We start from the raw sequence: 16,670 nt of genomic DNA, 5'->3' as shown, positions 1-16,670 counted from the left end.
GCAGATGTCCAGCTATAAAGAGTTATCTCCGTCCTTGCGGACCATTATGACCCCGGGACCGGTTGAAGTTGATCCACGTGTTCTCAGAGCATTATCCTTCCCGATCCTGGGGCAGTTTGACCCCGAGTTCACATCCTTGATGAACGAGACGATGGCGATGCTGCGTGAGTTATATATGACAGATAACGAGTGGTGTTATCCGATCGATGGCACATCCCGTTCAGGCATTGAAGCGGTGTTGGTCAGTCTGATCCAGCCTGGTGACAAAGTTCTGGTCCCGATCTATGGACGATTCGGACATCTGCTGGTTGAAATCTCGGAACGCTGTGGTGCAGAGGTCGTCTTTTTTGAAACGGAATGGGGAACGGTATTTGATCCGGAAGAGGTGATCAAGGCAATCCATGCCCATAAACCGAGTCTGGTTGCGATGGTTCATGGTGAGACTTCCACTGGCCAGATGCAGCCCCTTGCCGACATTGGCAAAGCCTGTCGCGACCTTGATATTTTACTCGTCGTCGATGCTGTAGCAACCATTGGCGGGACACCGGTAGAGACGGATGCCTGGTATCTGGATGCGGTGATGGGCGGAACGCAGAAATGCCTGTCGGTTCCTTCAGGGATGGCACCTCTCACGTACAACAGTCGTGTGGAACAGAAGCTGATGAGCCGCAAAACTGTTGAACGTGGACTCCGAGACGCAACCAGTGCGCGGGCAGAAGGCCGCACCATTGCCAGTAATTATTTTGACCTGAGCCAACTGCAGGATTACTGGAGTTCGGCCCGGCTGAATCACCATACAGAAGCCACCTCCATGCTCTACGGCCTTCACGAAGGATTACGTATTCTGCTGCAAGAAGGGTTGGAAGCCAGGTTCCAGAGACATCTGATGAATGAACGCGCGTTGGTCGCCGGAATTCAGGGAATGGGACTGCAACTGTACGGGGATATGTCCAGTAAACTTCCGGTGGTTACCTGTATTACGATCCCGGAAGGAATTGATGGTGAGTCGGTGCGCAGCATGTTGCTGAACGACTTCAGCATTGAAATTGCCAGTTCATTCGGACCGTTGAAAGGGCAAATCTGGCGGATCGGTACCATGGGATTCAGCTGCCAACGCAAAAACGTACTTCATGTGCTCGGAGCGCTGGAAGCTGTTCTATTGCGTCATCGACACGTATTACCTGCCGGTGAAGCAGTGCAGGCTGCTTTGGATGTGTATGCAGGGAAGGAGGGTGCCTTATGTTAAACCAGATGCCAATCTCCAGAGAAGTCATGGTTACCACTCCTCATTATCTGGCGAGTGCAGTGGGAAGCTCCATCCTCCAGCAGGGCGGGAATGCTTATGATGCTGCTGTTGCGGTCAGTGCAGCACTGGGCGTGGTATATCCGCATATGACCGGACTTGGCGGAGATGCCTTCTTCCTGATTCATGATGGAGCCAGCGGTGAGATTACCGCCTATAACGGAAGTGGCCGCTCAGCCGCAGGCATTCATGCGGATACGTTCAAAGCGATGGGTATGAATGCCATTCCTCAGCGCGGTGTACTTAGTGCTATCACGGTTCCGGGAATGGTCGATGCGTGGTGGGAAGTTTGGTCCCGGTACGGAAAGTTAACCTGGGGGCAACTGCTTGAACCTGCTGCGCAGTATGCGGAAAAAGGATGTCCTGTATCCCGGAATCTCCGCCTGTGGATGGAAAGGGATGAAGATTTCATTATGGGGCATACACCGCTGCGAGCGGTATTTGCCCCTAGGGGTACACTTTTGCAGGAAGGTGAGCTGCTGATCCAGCCTGAACTTGCTGCCTCGATTCGTCTGATTCAGACGGAAGGGCGAGATGCTTTTTATACAGGAGAACTCGCGGATCGTCTGACTTCGGCTATTCGTGAGGATGGGGGCATGCTTGCACCAGCGGACTTTGCGGGTCATCAGGGAGAATGGGTGAAGCCCGTCAGTACGGGGTATCGTGGGTATGAGGTTCATCAGATGCCGCCCAATTCGCAGGGTTTCTCCATGCTAATGATGTTAAATATGCTCGAGCATATTGATCTGTCCTCGGTTGCACGTACCTCACCGGAATTCTATCATCTGATGGCGGAAGTGGTAAAAAAGGCGTTTCGTGATCGTGACCAATATCTGACGGACCCGGATTTCAGGGACATTCCGCTGGAACATCTGTTATCCAAGGATTACGGAGACCAATTGTGGAATGAGATTCAGTCTGCTCCACCTGTGGCACAGCCGTTTTTGTCCAAAACAATAGGTCAGGACACGGCGTATGCAGCAGTTGTTGATAGCGAAGGTAATGCCGTTTCCTTCATTCAAAGCCTGTATTTTGACTTTGGTGCAGCCTATGTCCCAGGGGATACGGGGGTTATCATGCAGAACCGGGGGTCGTTTTTCTCCTTGGACCCGAGGGATGCTAACGTTCTGGAACCCAACAAACGCTCATTCCACACGCTCATGCCGGGCCTTGTTACACGAGATGGCAAACCCTATATGCTAGTGGGTACACAGGGGGGAGAAGGCCAGCCGCAGACCCAATTATCGGTGCTTACCGGCGTGCTTGATTACGGGCTGAACATTCAGGAAGCAATCAGCTTGCCGCGTTGGGTGTACGGACGTACCTGGGGCGAAGAGGGCGATACGATGCGTGTGGAGAACCGATATCATGATGACGTATGTGCAACCCTCGCCCAGTGGGGACATAACGTTGAAGCCAGAGCACCGTGGGACGGTATTATGGGACAGTCGCAAGGCATTGTCATTCGTGAGGACGGCATGATCAGCGGCGCGGCAGACCCCAGAGGTGATGGTATAGCTATTGGATGGTAACAGACAGCGATCGGAAGGTTAATTTGTCATCGGAGTGCAAGTGTAAGTATGTATGAGTTGAACGATATAGACAGATACAGATAGGGGAGATTGGCATGGGAACGATCCTGCTGAAAGGCGCACAGCTTGTGACGATGAATGCAGAGGAAGAAGTGTTCATTGGAGATCTGTTGATCGAGGATAACAAAATCAAGGAGATTGAAACGCACATCGATGTTCAGGCTGATCAGGTCATTGATGCGCGTGGCAAAGTGCTGTTGCCAGGCTTTATCCAAACGCATATTCATCTGTGTCAGACCTTATTCCGTGGACGTGCGGACGATCTGGAACTGATGGATTGGCTCCGTCAACGGATCTGGCCGCTGGAAGCAGCGCATGATGAGGAGTCCGTATATTATTCAGCAATGCTCGGACTTGGCGAATTGATCTCCAGCGGAACCACGACCATTCTGGATATGGAGACGGTACATCACACAGACTCGGCGTTTCAGGCGATGGCACAGAGCGGCATCCGGGTCATCTCCGGCAAGGTGATGATGGATCATGGAGACGAGGTTCCGGAACCTTTGCGTGAGAATACAGCAACTTCGCTGCAACAGAGTGTGGATCTGCTGGAGAAATGGAACGGATTTGGCGGAGGTCGCATTCAATATGCGTTCTGTCCACGCTTTGTTGTATCGTGTACCGAAGAGTTGCTGATAGAGGTCCGCGACCTGTCCAATAAATATCATGTCAAAGTCCACACCCATGCCTCCGAGAATCGCGGAGAGATTGAACTGGTAGAGCATGAACGTGGAATGCGTAACATCGTATACCTCGATCATATTGGTCTGGCTACCCCAAGATTGGTGCTGGCCCACTGTGTATGGTTGAGTGAGGAGGAGAAAGAGATCATCCGCAAGCGCGGAGTCAAAGTCACTCACTGCCCTGGATCGAATATGAAGCTTTCCTCCGGAGTAGCGGATATTCCGGATCTGCTGAATCGTCAGATCGCGGTTGGGATCGGAGCCGATGGTGCCGCATGCAACAACAATCTGGATATGTTTCAGGAGATGCGCCTCACAGCGCTGATGCAGAAGATTCCTCATGGCCCTACAGTGATGGATGCCCGGACTGTATTGCGCATGGCTACCATGGGTGGTGCAGAGGTGCTCGGCTTGTCGAAGGAAATCGGCAGTCTCGAAATGGGCAAAAAGGCAGATATGCTGCTGCTGGATCTGGATGATTTCCACACGTACCCTTCCTATGAGACGGATGTCTATTCACGCGTGGTCTATTCCGCAACACGCAGTTGTGTGGACACCGTAATTATCGATGGCAGCATTGTACTCAAGAATCGCAAGATTCAGACAATTGATCGTGGCATTGTACTGCGTGAGTCGGATAAAAGCATTGCGAGATTGATGAAGCGTATCTGATCGAAAGAAACGTATGCAATTCAGAAAGGATGGAGACCGATATGGAAATGCATGATCTGTGTGCAATCGCAGCCCGTGAAATGCGCTGTGTGCTCGCAACAGCGATCAAGGTAGAGGGTCATGCTTACCGTAAGCAGGGAGTCTCTATGCTGTTGACCGAGGAAGGCCAAATGGTTGGCAGTATCAGTCCGGGATGCCTGGAGAGTGATCTTCAGGCCCGGGTGAGCCATGTGCTGGATACAAACCAGATGGAGTTCGTGGAGTACGACATGCGTCCCGAGGATGATCTGTCCTGGGGGGAGACCATTGGCTGCGGCGGACTCGTTGTTGTGCTGCTTGAACCTGTGTGTGGTGAACTCCGATCTACGTTGCAGAAGATGCATGAGTGTTTGCAATCCGGCGCTGCAACAACGTTAATCCGAACATTCCATGATGATTACACAAGGGTTCAATATGGCTGGAAACGAGTTGAGCCTACGGCAAAGGGGCATCCGGTCTTGCGTCCTTCGCTCGTCCCTCCTCATGATCGCGTGACGAACAATAATCCAGCTTCATTGCAGGTTGATGTACAACACAGTAGTGGGAATATCAAGCATGAACATACGGCATCAACACAACATTCTCCCGATATACCTCGCCTTACGCTTGTGCCTGAAATGATACCTGCTACGTCAAACGGATCTCACTCTTCCGATCTATCTGGTGATTCACAACATATCTCTGAGGCTGATATACCGACTAACGATGCGATCTCAACGAATCCCTGGGATCTCCCGCAGCAACTGACTTCGCAGTACACACCCAAACCTCGCCTGATTATCATCGGAGCCGGAAATGATGTTATTCCTGTTGCCAGACTCGCCCGGTCCGCAGGATTCCGTGTAGTTGTAGCCGATTGGCGAGAGTCCATATGCACCTTGGAACGGTTCCCTGGAACAGAACTCGTATTGGGTTTCCCATGTGAGATCATGCCTCTGTTAAACGTAAACAAAGGGGATTATTTGATTTTGATGAGTCACAATTTCCCCCGCGAACGTGAACTGTTGGAGATGTTAGTGGACTGTGAGTATGCGTATCTTGGGATCATGGGTTCCAAAACACGAACAGCCCGTCTGCTGGATGGTTTACTACCATTGAAAAATGTGCATTCTCCCGTTGGTTTGAGCATCGGAGCAGACGGTCCTGAACAGATCGCCATCAGCATTGCAGCGGAATTGATCGCATGTAAACATAAGGTTTCTTCCTTGAGTTCCGAGGTAGGACAGATGGGAAGCGTTGCACATGCGAATGACGGGCATCGTTCTGGCAGCAGGTAGGAGTTCTCGCCTTGGTCGGGATAAACTCTCGGTTGTCATGCCAGACGGGAGGTCACTGGCTGCATGGTCACTGGAAGCTGCGCTGGATTCGGATCTGGATCAGGTGATCTGTGTGGTCAAACCGGAAGATTCATTGGCTTGGTTGCCTGTAAAATGGATTGATTCTGCCACGTATGCGTATCATCCCACAGCGCGACTTCGAATTGTAGCCTGTGCTGACTATGTTTGCGGTATGGCCAACTCTCTTCATTCTGGCGTATTGTCGGCCATGGAGTACCAACCAGAGGGCATTCTCATGTTACTGGGTGATCAGCCTTTATTAAAAGCACAGGATATTAATCGGGTGAGCACAGCACTGGCTACCCACAAGCTGAGTGACTATGTCGCAGCTACCGACGGTGAGGGAGGCAAGCCGCCCGTTGCTTTTCGCTCCCATATGTTCGGTCTTCTGTTGTCTCTGCATGGAGATGAGGGGGCACGCAAGATTATGCGCAGCGCTAACTATTCAGGAGTACATGTGCCACTGTCTGAGACTAGTTTCTGGGACGCGGATACAGAACCGGAATTGGAACGCATTTTGAATCATGTATATGAATCGGGGCAGGCAGGCTATATAACAGGAGAAGATTAATGACTATGTATAATTTAATTACATGATGAGGTCAGCCAGGCATTCTGGTTGGCCTGTTTGTCTTCTTTTTACGTGTGGTGAAAGAAACTTCGTGTTAGCTTTTGATAGATCATAATGCATCAAGCACAAATAGAACTCAGGTTTTAGACATTTATCCAAAACGATGTGAAGGTAATTGACGTTGCTGCTTAACTCTCATATGATTTGAAGAATTATCTGGATCAGACGGTTGAATGTCCTGCCCATGGAAGAGAGAGAAAGGGGATGCGGCGATGGTAACACCGGCATATGGTTCTGGAGCATTGCCCTCGATATGGCAGCCTGAGAACTTGCAAGAACTGCAAACGTTGAGAACTAGATTCAAGGGAATATGTTGTTTCACAGCAGGTGGAACATTACTGCGAACCCAGTGGGAGGGCGGCTTGGTTCCGGCACCTGAACACATGATTAGCCTGGCTCGTATTCCTGAAATGAGCGGTATATCGAATCGTGAAGATGAGATCGTCATTGGCGCAATGACCTGTTTAAAGGAATGTGCTTCACAGGCGTTGCTGCATCAACTGCCGATCCTGCAAGAAGCGGTGAATGGAATTGCTGCCCCTTCCATTCGTAATGTGGCAACCATTGGCGGGAATATTGTGTCTGGAGTCGGGGATACCCTGACTGCTTTGCTCGTATATGATGCGAAGTTGCACTGGTTAACGGACAACGGAATTGAAATTCGAAGTGTGTCTTCCTGGCTTCAGGGTGGACCGGATGGCAGCCGTAATCCAGGGGACGTATTAATCTCGATTCATATCCCGATGAGACCGTCCTCTCTGCTTGATGTGGACAGTGGGAACAAGCCTGCTGCACGAGAGGTATCCTTTTACCGCAAGCTGGGTCGACGGGAGACGTTCAGTGCATCGCTGGTGACGGTTGCGTTATACGGTGAGATTGATTCGGATCATCGCTGGACCAAGATTGCGATTGCGGCTGGTGGAGGCTCGGGCATGGCGATGCGACTTCTAAAGTCGGAACAACAGCTTCTTGGTAGCGAAGCTTCTGTCATGCAAGCAGCGACCCTCGCAACTGCTGTGGTTGACGAATTTACGACTTATGGCGATGCATTTGCAACGGAACATTATCGTAAACAGACCGCAGGCAACCTTCTTGGTGCCGGGCTATGGGAGGCACTTCACGTATAGATAAAAGGGATCAAGCAAAGGGGGAGAGGATTATGCTGCTGAATCGGAAACAGAGCGGGAAACGCTGGCACCTGCGGCCAGATGGGGCACCCAAAGTAACAGGTCAGCTTCAATATCTGACGGATATGACGCTGCCTGACATGATTCATGGCAGAGTATTGCGAAGCGAATATCCTTATGCTCGCATATTGTCTATAGATACTTCGGAAGCTGAGGCGTTGGAAGGTGTCTATGCGGTTCTGACCTCCAAAGATGTACCTGGTCTGAATCGTTTTGGCATTGCGACCCCGGATCAGCCTGTGTTCTGCGAGGATATCGTTCGTTATGTTGGGGATGCCATTGCAGCGGTTGCTGCGGATTCCCCGGAACGTGCGGCACTTGCGCTGGATGCGATTCGTGTAGAGTATGAGGAACTCACACCGTTGAATAGTACAGATGCTGCATTGGCTCCCGGCGCACCAGAGTTGCATGAGCATGGTCCAGGTAATGTGCTGCATCGGACGGAGATCAAACGTGGAGACGCCAAGCAAGCCTTTGCCACATGTGATCATATCGTGACAGAGACCTATTATACGCCTCGCCAGATGCATGCGTACATGGAGACAGAAGGTGGCTTGTTTGTCCCGGATGAAGAGGGAAGGCTGAATGTATACGCGGCAACGCAACATGGCTATAAAGACCGGATGCAGCTTGCACGCATTATTGGCTGTCCTGAAGAAGATATTCGCGTGGTGTCTTCACCGATTGGTGGTTCATTTGGCGGAAAAGATGAACTCAACGTACAGCCTTATGGTGCACTGCTGGCCTTGAGATGCGGATGTCCTGTGAAAATGCATAATTCACGTAAAGAATCCGTGCGTGCAGGGCTAAAACGGCACCCCATGAAGATTGAAATGCAGACCGGTATGAGTCGAGAAGGTATCATACAAGCGCATCGTGTCCGTATTACAGCAGATACGGGAGCGTATGCCACACTGGGTGCACCCGTGCTGAACTTCTGTACCGAACATTGCCTTGGACCATACGCCATTCCGAATGTGGATGTGGAAGGTGTGTCTGTGTATACGAATAATGGATTGTCGGGTGAGTTTCGCGGATTTGGCGGGAACCAGGCGATTTTTGCCATGGAAGGCCAGATGGATCGGCTTGCAGAAATCATGAACATGGACCCTTGGGAGTTCCGCAGACGCAATATGAGGGAAAAGAATGATCCCGGACCGCTGAATCAACGCATTTTGGTCACGGATGGACTGTCCCAAGTATGGGAGGCACTGGATCGCTCCGAACTGTGGCAAAAACATCAGCATCCCCCGACAGATCCTACTTTGCCACCATGGATCAAGCGTGGTGTCGGAGCAGCAATTGCCATGCATGGTGCAGGGCTCGGTTATGGCATTCCAGATCCTGCGGGCGGTCGCTTGTCCCTGAATAATGAAGGCAAGATTGAGGTGGCATTCAGCTACGAGGAATTCGGTCAGGGTCTCGTTGCAACGCTGGAAATTATGTTATGTGATCTATTCCAGTGCAATACATCGGATCTCAGTATTATCATTGGAGATACGGATCGTGTGCCACACAGCGGATCAAGTACAGCTTCACGTTCAACAACGATGGCCTGGATGGCTCTTCAACGCTTGCAGTCTCCATTTCGTTCCCATGTCCTCGCTGTTGCATCTGAGGCATCGGGCATTCCGGCGGATGAACTGGTAACAGGACCTGGGGGGATATGGCGCAAAGGTCAGCTTCCTGCCGAAAGTTCAGAAGTAGAAACAGATGTGCAAGGGACAGGAAAGAGCGAGAAGAAAGTAGCATTGGCGCTGGAAGGCATAATTCAAACGTCTGAAGAAGCAGAAAAACTAGAGAAGGCTGAAAGAATTGAAGCGAAGGCGAAAGAAGGAGAGCGTTCAGACTTCGTGATCTCGTATGCTGAACTCGCGACGCAGGGCGAAGCCGATGAATGGATTTTCGATACAAAGTTCGATTACCCAACTACGCCGGACAATGTGGTAGGCGGGCATTATTTGTATACGTATGCGGCGGTTGCGGCAGAGGTGGAAGTCAATACGTTGACCGGAGAAACCAAGCTGCTCGATACACGCCATGTCGTAGCGGCAGGTCCAGTTATCAACCCTATGGGCTATATTGGACAGATTGAAGGCGGCAGTGTCATGGCGCTGGGATTCACGTTGACCGAGGATGCGGTCATGCAGGACAGCCGTTATGTAACCACGAACCTTGACACGTATATGATCCCAACCATTCAGGATATTCATACCCAACTGGAGGTTGAAGCGATTGAAGACTTACCCGAAGGTGATGCGTTTGGACCGAGGGGGATCGGTGAGATTGGTTCCGTAGCGCTTGCGCCAGCCATTACTGCCGCAATACATCAGGCGACAGGTGTATGGGTTAACCGTCTTCCTGTACCGAGGGAACAACTGGTCAGACCTTTAAATGTACCTTTGCAGGAAGGAGTGAGCCCATCATGAATAAGCCACTTAAGAATCACTGGACAGCCATTGTGAATGGTGAACATAAACATCTGGAGATTGCGCAAACGACCCGACTTGTCGATGTGCTTCGGACTCATTTGCAACTGACGGGTACCAAAGTATCCTGCGAAGTTGGTCGCTGCGGCTCATGTATGGTTCTGATGGATGGAGAGCCGGTGAATTCCTGTCTTGTCATGGCTTATCAATGTGAAGGCAGTGACATTGTGACCATTGAAGGTCTGCATGGCGAGGAGAAAGGCACCCTGCATCCGATTCAACAAGCTTTTGTGGAGGAAGGAGGCTTCCAGTGCGGCTACTGTACTCCGGGCATGGTGATCTCAACCAAGGCATTACTGGATGCACATCCAGAGCCATCTCAAGAACAGATTGAGTCGGGGTTGTGCGGGAATCTGTGTCGTTGTACCGGCTATGGTGGCATTATTCGGGCGGTACGCAAGGCAGGGGAACGCTGTGCGATAAAGGAAACGTCTGCCGAAGAAACCGTTAGTTGAATGGGTGCCGGGACGTATGCGTAGGCATAAAAACAAAAACTAGGAGAATTGAAGAATCATTCTTTAGAAAAGCATTCGATCCAGGAATGCTTTTTTTGTTTTGTTTTTTTAGGTGTTCTGCCAAGTACAATCATATAATGGGAGATGAGGTTTACGCCCGATTCTGGTTAGATAATGAACCGTTTTCGATTGTCATCAATATTGGTGAAATAATAGGAATATGGCATTCAAAGTACTGGTACAAAGGAATTTCAAATGTTTACTTTAACCATATATTTACAAATATTGACGGGCGTGATATGTTTAAAATGAAAGCGCCATCATGAATGGGTTCATTGACATTTCATTATTATATTTTACATGGGAAGGAAGATGGAATGGATGAAAAATTTGCTCAAAAAGGCAACCGCAATGATGCTGGCATTGGCTCTGCTGCTTGGATTAATGACAGCGCCCGTTCATGCAGACACCCCACTGTTCACCATCGAAAGCGAAGATGCGCAGCTCACCCCGGATCTTCAAGTGGTCACTTCGATCTATGGACAACCCAAGCCCGGATTCTCAGGGGCTGGCTTTGTCTGGATGCAGAACTCTGGCACATTAACCTTCACCGTTACTGTCCCGGAAACCGGCATGTACGCAATCTCCACACGATATATGCAGGAGCTCAGTGCGGATGGAAGGTCTCAAAATTTAATCGTAAATGGTGTTACAAAAGGTGCGTACATGCTGCCTTACACGACAACATGGTCAGACTTCGACTTTGGATTTCACAAGCTGAACCAGGGTAGCAATACCATTGAGCTGAAGGCTGGCTGGGGCTTCGCGTATTTTGATACTTTTACCGTGGATTATGCGGAACTGGACCCTCTGAATGTACAGCCAATTCTAAGTGATCCTGAGGCGACACCGGAAACACAAATTTTGATGAACTATTTAACGGAGGTATATGGTAACCATATTATTTCTGGGCAGCAAGAAATCTACGGAGGAGGGAATGACGGAGATTCAGAACTTGAATTCGAATGGATTCATGATCTGACCGGAAAGTATCCGGCTATTCGCGGCTTTGATATGATGAATTACAATCCGCTGTATGGTTGGGAGGACGGTACAACCGATCGCATGATTGATTGGGTGAATAATCGTGAAGGTATTGCAACAGCTTCCTGGCATATCAATGTACCCCGCAATTTCAATACGTATGAACTAGGGGACTTTGTTGATTGGAAAGAAGCTACGTATAAGCCAACCGAGACGAATTTTAATACAGCGAATGCGGTCATTCCCGGTACCAAAGAGTATCAATACGTGATGATGACCATTGAGGATCTGGCAGAACAACTGCTGATTTTGCAGGACAACAACGTGCCGGTTTTGTTCCGTCCGTATCATGAAGCGGAGGGCAACGGCGGACTGAACGGGGAAGGCGCATGGTTCTGGTGGGCTTCAGCAGGCGCAGACGTGTACAAAGAGCTATGGGATCTGCTCTATACTGAACTGACCGAGACGTATGGCTTGCACAATCTGATCTGGACGTACAACAGCTATGTATATAGTACTTCTCCGGCTTGGTATCCGGGTGATGACCAGGTAGATCTTGTCGGATACGACAAATACAATACGATCTACAACCGTTATGACGGTTTGTCGGGCGTGCCCAATGAGGATGCGATTACCTCGATTTTCTATAAGCTTGTTGAGTTGACGGGTGGTACCAAAATGGTAGCGATGACGGAGAACGACACGATTCCAAGCGTGAAAAATCTGACAGAGGAGAAATCAGGTTGGCTGTACTTCTGTCCTTGGTATGGCGAGCATCTGATGAGTTCTGCATTTAATTACCCGGCAACATTGAAAACGCTTTATCAAAGTGATTATGTCATTACGTTGGATGAGCTGCCGAGTTTAAAGGTTAACAATCCCAACCCAAGCGCATCCATTACACCTGCAAACGTCGAATTTGATAAATATGCACCCAATCAAGCTGACAAAGTCGTAACGGTAAATGCAAATGGTCATACGCTAACCGCTCTTCGGGCCGGCAACCATGTGTTGACCGTAAATACGGACTATACCCTGAGCGGAAGTACGCTGCTGCTGAAAAAAGCTTATCTGGCGACACTACCCGTTGGCGAGCATTCGATTGTTCTGGATTTTAATCAAGGCCAGGACCCTGTGTTAAAAGTCAAAATCGTGGATTCAACACCGAGTACCGATGCTGTGATTTCACCTGTGAATGCAACATTCGATAAAGCGACGAATTACGCGCAAGATATGAATGTGTCTCTCACCTTGAATGGCCGTCAGCTTACAAGCATCACGAAGGGGAATGTGACGCTTGTAGCGGGTCAGGATTATACGGCATCCGGCGCTGCTATTGTGTTGAACAAATCCTATCTTGCCACGCTGCCGCTGGGCCAAAACGTATTGACCTTTCACTTCAATGGAGGAAATAACGCTGTATTAACAGTGAAGGTAGTAGACAGTACAGTTACTGTGCCTGCCGGAGATATGACGATTCAAGCGTTTAACGGCAATACAAGTGCATCCACCAACGGAATATCACCCAAATTCAAATTGATCAACTCTGGTGATTCGGCCATTCCGTTGAGTGATGTCAAACTTCGGTATTACTATACGATTGACGGGGAAGAAACTCAGACGTTCTGGTCGGACTGGGCCAGTATGGGAAGTGCAAATGTAACCAGTCAATTCGTTAAATTGGCCACTCCAGTTGCAGGGGCAGATCATTATCTTGAAGTGGGCTTTACAAGTGCAGCGGGAACATTGAATGCAGGGCAGAGCGCAGAGGTTCAAGCTCGCTTCTCCAAAAACAATTGGACGAATTACACCCAGACTAATGATTACTCGTTCAAGGCATCTGGCAGTCAGTTTGCAAACCATGATAAGGTTACCGGGTATGTGAATGGTCAGCTGGTATGGGGAATTGAGCCGTAAGGAAGAGAGAACATTGAGGAGCTGGATCAGGGAGTTAACCTCTGATCCAGCTTTTTATGATGTAGACGGTGTACATTCGTTAGAAGGAATGTTCTTTTTAAAGCTCAGTACGTGACAATGTATACCTATCTGTTCATATGCGATCTATGATCTTATTCGTATGGCCCATGATGAACTGAAGAAGCAGACCTGCGCAACATACAGTTAATAATGTACCAAGCCCGATCGGTCCGCCAAAAAGGAATGCCAGCATCAAAAATACAAAGTAAATCAATGTTCTCGATACAAATAAGGGCGTTCGCGTGATTTCGTGCAGAACTAAGGTTAAGCGGTCAATTGGAATGGGTGCGAAATTGGTTTGTAAATAGATGGCCGTGCCGATACTTATGATCACTAATCCAATGACAAAAGTCATCAGTTTGCTGTACCAGACCTCAGGCGTGATTATAGATTCAGATACATATAACCATATATCGATCCCCATACCAGTAATGAACGCGGTGACGAGACCCAAAAACTCGGGTTTTTGCTGCTTCAAAAGCGAATTGCATCCAATTAATAAGAGTGCAATGATGACCTCCCAGCTTCCTACACTTAGCCCTACATGTTGGGAAAGCCCCACCAGAAGTGCATCAAACGGTGAGGTGCCCAGTTCAGATTGGATGGTAAGGGAAATGCCAAGCGTCAAGATGAGAATACCTGCGACAAAAAGCACATATTTCAATTCATTCAACCTCTTTTTTGATATTATGTTGCAAGTGCAACAAAAATAAGATAAATTTAATGTAATCCTTTTTTATTGCATTTGCAACAAATGATTCATGATTAACGTGTTAAAGGAATGTGAACCTAAATGACGATTCGTATAGACATATGTACCATTGAACATGTATGTGAACTGCAGGAGATTAGTTATGAGACGTTTAATGAAACGTTTGAAGCGCAAAATTCATCCGAAAATATGAATGCTTATCTGGAAAAGGCGTTTAATCGGGAGCAATTAGAGACTGAACTATCCAATGCGGAATCACAATTTCTTTTTGCTTATGTGAACAATAAAATTGCAGGGTATATGAAGGTAAATATCAATGATGCGCAGTCTGAGAAGATGGGCTTGGAGTCCCTCGAGATTGAGCGGGTATACATCAGAAAAGAGTTCCAAAAGCAGGGCCTTGGTAAAGTATTGCTCCATAAAGCCATAGAGATGGCAACAGAACATCACAAAACGAGTATCTGGTTAGGGGTGTGGGAGAAAAACGAAAATGCCATCGCCTTTTATGAAAAGATGGGGTTTGTACAGACTGGAGCTCATGCTTTTTACATGGGAGATGATGAACAGATTGATTTGATAATGACCAAAACGATACTGTAACTGGTTCATTGAGGGGAAAGCTTGGGAGAAAAAATGCTAATTAAGCAGAATTCTTTCGGGCTTTTTTATGTTTTGCCAGAACCGTTGAATAATAAAATGTAGAAATGGACGAGAAACATTTCATAATAAATATTATGTAAACTTATTATTTTCGATGACCATTATAAGCTGCATCTATGGCATTAGTAAAAGTTAAAGTCCTGATTAATACATAATTGGCAGTATTGTTTAGCTCAATATCCCTCAAGGGAGCAGGCTGGTCTCAAGTATGTTATTACAATGTATTAGTTTATTTCTGCGTTTGGACAGCCAGTTGAAAATCGTTTTCGTTTGTCGTCTAATAGATCGTGTTACGTTCTTAATAATCACTATATGAGTTGTACATATACTATGTTAAAAGAACTTCTTGCGCATGAAAAGGGCGTGCTAATTCATCATGTTAAACTATTTGGTTTTAGACGCGGAAAATGGAAAATAAAATTAATATTTTAAGTGAAAATCAGGCGAATAAGGCTCTTGAAACGAGCCAAAAAAAGGACTGAAATCAATCAAAATATTAATTGGATAAATAAGGGATAAATCGTCCGAAAGGCGCTGCTGCGCCGATTACAGATCAATTTCATATAGATTTGCGATGGATTTAGTGGCGCTTTCACGATATGCTTTTGGAAATTGGAAAGGAAGTGGGAAAAATGGAACGCGAACTGGCGTTGGAAATTGTCAGAGTAACAGAATTGGCTGCGTTAGCTTCAGCACCCTGGATGGGACGAGGTGACAAGAACAGTGCAGATGAAGCGGCTACTTTGGCCATGCGCGCCATGTTCGATTCCGTGTCTATTCGCGGCACGGTGGTAATCGGTGAAGGAGAAATGGATGAAGCACCCATGTTGTACATCGGCGAGGAAGTGGGCAACGCTGAGGGGCCTGAGGTTGACGTGGCTGTAGACCCGCTCGAAGGTACAGAAATCGTGGCCAAAGGACTAAACAACGCTCTATCGGTTATTGCAGTGGCGGGAAAAGGTAACCTGCTCCACGCACCGGACATGTATATGGAGAAATTGGCGGTAGGACCTGCGCTTGTAGGCAAGGTCAGCATTGAAGATCCGGTTGAAGTCACACTGGAGAAAGCCGCTACCGCATTGAACAAAAATATCTCGGATCTAACGGTGATGATTCTGGATCGTGTGCGCCATGAGAGCACAATTAAAACCCTGCGCAAGGTAGGCGTGCGGATCAAGTTCCTCAGTGACGGTGATGTGGCGGGTGCAATGGCACCGGCCTTCCCGGAGGCAGGCATTGATCTGTATGTCGGTTCTGGAGGAGCGCCAGAAGGAGTGCTGGCAGCCGCAGCGTTATCTTGCCTTGGGGGCGAGATTCAAGGTCGCCTGATGCCTGCCAACGCCGACGAATTCCAGCGCTGCCTGCAGATGGGGATTGATAATCCATACAAAGTGTTAACGATGCAGGATATGATCGGCACGGAGGACGTCATTTTTGCCGCAACGGGTGTAACGCCAGGGGAGATCCTGGGAGGGGTACGATATCTTGCAGATGATCGCGCCGAGACGGATTCGATTGTCATGCGTGCCAAAACCAAAACCATTCGGTTTATTCGTTCCCAACACTTCTTACCTAACAAAGAAGTGCTGCACAAGGTAAGACAGCTCCAATCCACGCCAGAACCATCGGACCGCATTCCGAATCTTGTGAAAACGATGGAGCAGGCTGAGTTTAGTCAATCCTCCGTTGATCATGGCGTTCCAACCACGTTGTGAGCTGGACTCTCCATAATTGAACAAATAGGATCAACTGAAATCGTTGTATTGAGTGTTGATAAGTAACTTGAACCCCTAAGATTACAGGTGCTTGAATCATTGAAAGTACCATCTCTGGTAAGATAATAATGAGGGCTTGGATTAATCCACAGCCCTCATTATTTTTTGTGT

At 48.4% G+C, this 16,670-nt stretch carries 12 protein-coding genes; 11 read left to right on the top strand and 1 reads right to left on the bottom strand.

Going from position 1 to position 16,670, the window contains the following annotated elements:
- Window positions 1–4: 4 nt before the first annotated feature.
- The 9 genes from MKX40_RS17075 to MKX40_RS17035 all read left to right on the top strand — a co-directional run bounded on the left by MKX40_RS17075 (window position 5) and on the right by MKX40_RS17035 (window position 13,352).
- Complete coding sequence (locus MKX40_RS17075) at window positions 5–1,246, top strand: alanine--glyoxylate aminotransferase family protein (protein WP_339234309.1); 1,242 nt, start codon at window positions 5–7, stop codon at window positions 1,244–1,246.
- On the top strand, window positions 1,240–2,835 hold the full coding sequence (ggt, locus tag MKX40_RS17070; protein ID WP_339234307.1) for a gamma-glutamyltransferase: 1,596 nt from the start codon (window positions 1,240–1,242) through the stop codon (window positions 2,833–2,835). The genes MKX40_RS17075 and ggt overlap by 7 nt, the downstream gene beginning before the upstream one ends.
- A gap of 95 nt (window positions 2,836–2,930) precedes the next feature.
- On the top strand, window positions 2,931–4,253 hold the full coding sequence (locus MKX40_RS17065; RefSeq protein ID WP_339234304.1) for a 5'-deoxyadenosine deaminase: 1,323 nt from the start codon (window positions 2,931–2,933) through the stop codon (window positions 4,251–4,253).
- Window positions 4,254–4,294: 41 nt separating this feature from the next.
- Window positions 4,295–5,569: an XdhC family protein gene (locus tag MKX40_RS17060; protein ID WP_339234301.1), complete on the top strand. Its 1,275-nt coding sequence runs from the start codon at window positions 4,295–4,297 to the stop codon at window positions 5,567–5,569.
- Window positions 5,535–6,200 carry a nucleotidyltransferase family protein gene (locus MKX40_RS17055; RefSeq protein ID WP_339234299.1) on the top strand — a complete coding sequence of 222 codons (666 nt, stop codon included), beginning with the start codon at window positions 5,535–5,537 and terminating at the stop codon, window positions 6,198–6,200. The genes MKX40_RS17060 and MKX40_RS17055 overlap by 35 nt, the downstream gene beginning before the upstream one ends.
- A gap of 272 nt (window positions 6,201–6,472) precedes the next feature.
- Entirely contained in the window at window positions 6,473–7,387 is a 915-nt protein-coding gene (locus MKX40_RS17050; RefSeq protein ID WP_339234297.1) for an FAD binding domain-containing protein, read from the top strand.
- A 32-nt stretch (window positions 7,388–7,419) separates the two neighbouring features.
- Entirely contained in the window at window positions 7,420–9,876 is a 2,457-nt protein-coding gene (locus tag MKX40_RS17045) for a molybdopterin cofactor-binding domain-containing protein (RefSeq protein ID WP_339234295.1), read from the top strand.
- The gene (locus tag MKX40_RS17040; RefSeq protein WP_339234292.1) at window positions 9,873–10,391 is read left to right on the top strand and encodes a (2Fe-2S)-binding protein; all 519 of its coding nucleotides are present in this window, start codon (window positions 9,873–9,875) and stop codon (window positions 10,389–10,391) included. Before MKX40_RS17045 ends, MKX40_RS17040 begins: the two co-directional genes overlap by 4 nt.
- 381 nt (window positions 10,392–10,772) lie before the next feature.
- Window positions 10,773–13,352 carry a X2-like carbohydrate binding domain-containing protein gene (locus MKX40_RS17035; protein WP_339234289.1) on the top strand — a complete coding sequence of 860 codons (2,580 nt, stop codon included), beginning with the start codon at window positions 10,773–10,775 and terminating at the stop codon, window positions 13,350–13,352.
- A gap of 133 nt (window positions 13,353–13,485) precedes the next feature.
- Here the strand turns inward: MKX40_RS17035 and MKX40_RS17030 are convergent, their stop codons facing one another.
- The gene (locus MKX40_RS17030) at window positions 13,486–14,076 is read right to left on the bottom strand and encodes a YitT family protein (protein ID WP_339234287.1); all 591 of its coding nucleotides are present in this window, start codon (window positions 14,074–14,076) and stop codon (window positions 13,486–13,488) included.
- Between the two features lie 129 nt (window positions 14,077–14,205).
- Between MKX40_RS17030 and MKX40_RS17025 the strand changes: the two genes are divergently transcribed.
- Together MKX40_RS17025 and glpX are read left to right on the top strand one after the other, a co-directional pair.
- Entirely contained in the window at window positions 14,206–14,724 is a 519-nt protein-coding gene (locus tag MKX40_RS17025; RefSeq protein ID WP_339234285.1) for a GNAT family N-acetyltransferase, read from the top strand.
- Window positions 14,725–15,416: 692 nt separating this feature from the next.
- Window positions 15,417–16,499, top strand: a complete 1,083-nt coding sequence (gene glpX, locus MKX40_RS17020) for a class II fructose-bisphosphatase (protein ID WP_339234282.1) — start codon at window positions 15,417–15,419, stop codon at window positions 16,497–16,499.
- Window positions 16,500–16,670 lie beyond the last annotated feature (171 nt).

This window comes from Paenibacillus sp. FSL R5-0517 (genome assembly GCF_037974355.1).
GTDB lineage: Bacteria > Bacillota > Bacilli > Paenibacillales > Paenibacillaceae > Paenibacillus.
Note: the sequence above shows the minus strand (reverse complement) of the source record. Positions and strands in the feature narration are given on the sequence as shown.

What these genes read in the sequence shown, in the direction of transcription:
- MKX40_RS17075 (WP_339234309.1), top strand. Translation starts at nt 5, where the DNA reads ATGTCCAGCTATAAAGAGTTATCTCCGTCCTTGCGGACCATTATGACC.
- ggt (WP_339234307.1), top strand. Translation starts at nt 1,240, where the DNA reads ATGTTAAACCAGATGCCAATCTCCAGAGAAGTCATGGTTACCACTCCT.
- MKX40_RS17065 (WP_339234304.1), top strand. Translation starts at nt 2,931, where the DNA reads ATGGGAACGATCCTGCTGAAAGGCGCACAGCTTGTGACGATGAATGCA.
- MKX40_RS17040 (WP_339234292.1), top strand. Translation starts at nt 9,873, where the DNA reads ATGAATAAGCCACTTAAGAATCACTGGACAGCCATTGTGAATGGTGAA.
- MKX40_RS17025 (WP_339234285.1), top strand. Translation starts at nt 14,206, where the DNA reads ATGACGATTCGTATAGACATATGTACCATTGAACATGTATGTGAACTG.
- MKX40_RS17045 (WP_339234295.1), top strand. Translation starts at nt 7,420, where the DNA reads ATGCTGCTGAATCGGAAACAGAGCGGGAAACGCTGGCACCTGCGGCCA.
- MKX40_RS17050 (WP_339234297.1), top strand. Translation starts at nt 6,473, where the DNA reads ATGGTAACACCGGCATATGGTTCTGGAGCATTGCCCTCGATATGGCAG.
- MKX40_RS17060 (WP_339234301.1), top strand. Translation starts at nt 4,295, where the DNA reads ATGGAAATGCATGATCTGTGTGCAATCGCAGCCCGTGAAATGCGCTGT.
- MKX40_RS17055 (WP_339234299.1), top strand. Translation starts at nt 5,535, where the DNA reads ATGCGAATGACGGGCATCGTTCTGGCAGCAGGTAGGAGTTCTCGCCTT.
- glpX (WP_339234282.1), top strand. Translation starts at nt 15,417, where the DNA reads ATGGAACGCGAACTGGCGTTGGAAATTGTCAGAGTAACAGAATTGGCT.
- MKX40_RS17035 (WP_339234289.1), top strand. Translation starts at nt 10,773, where the DNA reads ATGAAAAATTTGCTCAAAAAGGCAACCGCAATGATGCTGGCATTGGCT.